The sequence below is a fragment of the Deltaproteobacteria bacterium genome (assembly GCA_003696105.1).
Taxonomy (GTDB): Bacteria; Myxococcota_A; Polyangia; order Haliangiales; family J016; genus J016.
This window is the reverse complement of sequence record RFGE01000155.1, coordinates 1-3,529: the sequence shown is the minus strand read 5'-3', so window position 1 is coordinate 3,529 and position 3,529 is coordinate 1. Positions and strand designations below refer to the sequence as shown.

Sequence of the window (3,529 nt, the reverse complement as noted above, 5' to 3'; positions counted from 1 at the left end):
TTACATGGGAACATTTTGCAAAGCGCAAACCAAGCAAAAGGCCCAGATTTCGCGCGTATGCGCGAAATCTGGGCATCACATGCGGGGGAACTTCAGGTTAGCGGAGCAACCGCCGCTCGACGGCGTCCACGCGGCCGTCAGTGCGTCCAGTCGCGCGCCGACGGGAGGTCCGAATCGTCGTAGCCGTGGGCCATCACGAAGTGGTAGGCGATCTCGCGCGACGTCTCCGTCTCGGCGACCAGCTCGAACGTCACCTCGTCCGCTTCCCCGTCGACTGCCTGCACGTACGCGATGTCGGCGGGAAGCAGGACGATCTCGCCGACGAGTTCCTTGCCGCGCACCAGCTGGACCACGAGGGTTGCCTCGTCTTCGGCAGCCAGGTGCCAGTGGTAGTCATCGTGGTCGAACAGGAGCACCTCGGGAGTGCCAGCGCGCAGAATGCAGTTCGCGTGCGCCTGCAACCACGGCCAGAACTTGTCGAACGGAAGCGTCGTCGTCGATACGGCAGCCGGCGTGCTCGCCATGGCGAGCAGCATAGCCGAACTCGCGGTTGCGCGCACGCGGACAGCGCCCGCGTGCCGCGCAGGCATCCATGCCGACCGCGACGGTCAGAACCGTCCGGACACCGACAACCCGGCACTTCCCGCACCGACCACGGCGCCGACGCGCGGCGCCGACGGCGGCACCTCAGCGCGCGGGCTGTCGAGCATATACAACAATATGCCCGTCGTTGCGAGCGCACCGCCGACGCCGAGCAGTGCGAACATCGTCGACCGCTCGCGATCGCGCCGGTCCACCAGGTCGCGATACCGCATGACATCGTCCGGCGTGCCGCCTGTGGTTGCGATGCGCTCCCGCAAATCGGCGGCATCGCCGTCGTCGCGCAGCGCGAGCCCGCCGTAGACACCAGCCGCCGCGAACCCCACGGCCGATGCGCCCATGACCCAGTAGCTCGCGCGCCGTTGCCGAGTCACGTCGAGGTCCGCCGACAGCGTGAGGCGCTGTCCCCGCTTGACCTCGATCTCCCGGCTCCACGGATAGCGCCCGCGGCGGGCGACCGTGATGAAGTGTGTGCCCGCCGCCAGTTCGATCGGCCGCGCCAACGGCGTCGTACCGACGGGGCGCCCGTCGACGCTCACCTGCGCATCGGCCTCGGCGCGCAACGTCACGAGCGCCGGCTGCGGTTTGAGGGTGACCTCCACCGGCACCAGTCGCCCCTCGACGGCCGTCACCTTCAGATCCACGGGGAAGTAGCCGTCCGCCTCGACCCGGACGCGGTGATCGCCCGGTGAGACCTCGCGGATCACCGGCGCTGGCGACGACTCGCCACCGTCGATGGACACGGCGGCGCCGTCGACCTGCGCCGTGATCATGACCTGCGTCGCGGTGTTCTCCATGACCTCGGTCTTGACCGTGCCCTCTTTGGCCTCGATGCGCGCCAGGATCGGCTCGAGTTCGGCCAAACTGGTGCTCGCATCCGCGCGCCGCGCTCCGTCCGGCTCGCGCTCGAGATACGCGCGGTACAGTTCGATCGCCCGCTTGAGGCGCCCCGGCTTCTTGTCGATGAAGTACTGAAGCCGGTAGGCTTGCGCCGCGGAGAACGCGATCGCCGGCAGCGGCAGCAGCGCGTACGCTTGCTCGAACGCCTGCGCAGCGGCCTCGTACTGGCCGTCGTTATAGAACCGTTCCCCGGCGCGAAACAGCCGCTCGGCCTCGGCGCGCGCGCCGGGGTCCTCGGTCTGCGCGCGCGCACCCGGCAGCGACACCGCAATGGTTGCAATCGCAGCGACCGCGGCAAACGAGCGTCTCACGGAGCACCTCCTTGATCCGGCACAGCGACCGCATCGCCGACGACACCCCCGAGCGGTGGCGCGGCACGGCCCAGGTAGACGTGAACGTCGCCGGTCCCGTCCGTGAACGCGACGTCGTCGAGGCCGTCTCCGTCGACGTCGCCGACCGCGAGCCGCCCCTCGGCGGGTTCGCCCACGAGGCGGTGCAGGTCCTGGTACGTCGCCGTGTCGGGATCGAGCGACGCGGCAAACAGCCCGGCGTCCGTGAGCACGACGAGTTCTGGAATGTCGTCGTCGCCGGACAGGCGGGCGGGCGCCACGTCGAACAACAGATGGGCGCCGGGGACGACGAACGACGACTCCGACGCGAGCTGCAGCTCGCCGCCGTCGTTCCACCACACGACGATCGCGGCCCCCTCCGCCGGGTCAGATGTGTTCCCGCCCGCGGACGGCCGCGCCTGCCCGCGAAACAGCACGAGCAGGTCGTCGTCGCCGTCCGCGTCGAGATCGGCCGCCGCGAGCTTGTCCGGCGCGCGATATGGCACATCGAGACCGAACCGGGTGACGCCGAGATCGCCAGCGACGTCGGCCACGACGATGCTCGGCGGCGGCGAGTCCACACCACCGTAGCAGCTCCACGAACCGTCGAGGCCGACGATCTCGTGGAAGCCGTCGCCGTCGAGATCCGCCGGCGTCCACTCTCCGCACCGCGCCTCGAACTCCGCCCCGGCCGGCAGTTCCGTGAAGCTCGCGTTGAGCGCGTTGAGCGCCGCGCCCGGTCCGTCGCTCGGGACCCTCCACATGTGGAACACGCGGTCGGCGGGCTCCGGCTCGGGAACCTCGCTCGTCCCGTCGAGATTGCGCTGCGGCTGGGCGACGGTGATGATGTCGAGGTGATCGTCGCCGGCCGCGTCCCGGAGCGGCACGAAGTCTCCCACCGCGAGCCGCGACGGCACGTCGAACTGATCGCCGTTTTCGTCCTCGTACTGCAAAGTGAAGGGCGCGAGCATCCGGCGTCCCGAGTTGCCCGTGAGAATCGCGATCGATACCGCGTCGCGGTCGGGGAACTCATCGGACAGCACGAGCAGATCGGCGATGGCGTCGACCGACTCCAGATCGACGACCGACGACATCGGCTCGAGGATGCGCACGAAGTCGAGTTGCCCCATCACGATCGGCGGCTCGGGTCCGCCGGCCGGGCTCCCGAACGCGACCGCGACCTCGTCGGGCGCGGCGCCGAGTCCGCTGATGGCGAACGCCAGGTCTCCGACCAGGTCTCCGTCGAAATCGCCGGTCCGCAGGGCGAACGGCGGCCCCGCCGTATCGACGTGAAACTTGTTGAACAGGCCCGACGCCGTACCGAGGTACACGTCGATTCCGTCCGTCCCGTCGAACGCCACCGCGACGTCGGGACGCGCGTCGCCGTTGAGGTCGCCGATTGCCGCGTCCGACCACGGAGCGTCACCCACGCGAAACGCCAGCGGCACCAGCGCGACCGGCGGCCCCGGGACGGCCGGCAGCCCGTAGTCGGTGATCCACACGGCATCGCCCGACACGTAGTCGGCCTTGCCGTCGCCGTTGAGATCCGCGGCCGCCAACGGCAATGCCGGGGTGAGGCGGTCGAACGCCGACTCCGAGCGAGCGAACGCATCGAGCACGCCGGCGCCATTGTTGTAGGCGACGAGCAGCGTGGGTCCCGTCGGCCCGCGCGCCCCGACGAGCAGGTCGAGCCCGTCGCG

3 protein-coding genes are annotated in these 3,529 nt (G+C 69.9%); all 3 read right to left on the bottom strand.

Annotated elements, in window-relative coordinates; translation table 11 throughout:
• Positions 1-137 precede the first annotated feature (137 nt).
• On the bottom strand, positions 138-524 hold the full coding sequence (locus tag D6689_10540; GenBank protein ID RMH41650.1) for a hypothetical protein: 387 nt from the start codon (positions 522-524) through the stop codon (positions 138-140).
• 84 nt (positions 525-608) lie between these two features.
• A complete protein-coding gene (locus tag D6689_10535; GenBank protein ID RMH41649.1) occupies positions 609-1,766 on the bottom strand; it encodes a PEGA domain-containing protein in 1,158 nt (385 codons plus the stop codon).
• 41 nt (positions 1,767-1,807) lie between these two features.
• Positions 1,808-3,529 (bottom strand): VCBS repeat-containing protein (locus tag D6689_10530; protein RMH41648.1); only part of this gene is annotated, 1,722 nt, incomplete at its 5' end.

What these genes read in the sequence shown, in the direction of transcription:
- D6689_10540 (RMH41650.1), bottom strand. Translation starts at nt 524, where the DNA reads ATGGCGAGCACGCCGGCTGCCGTATCGACGACGACGCTTCCGTTCGAC.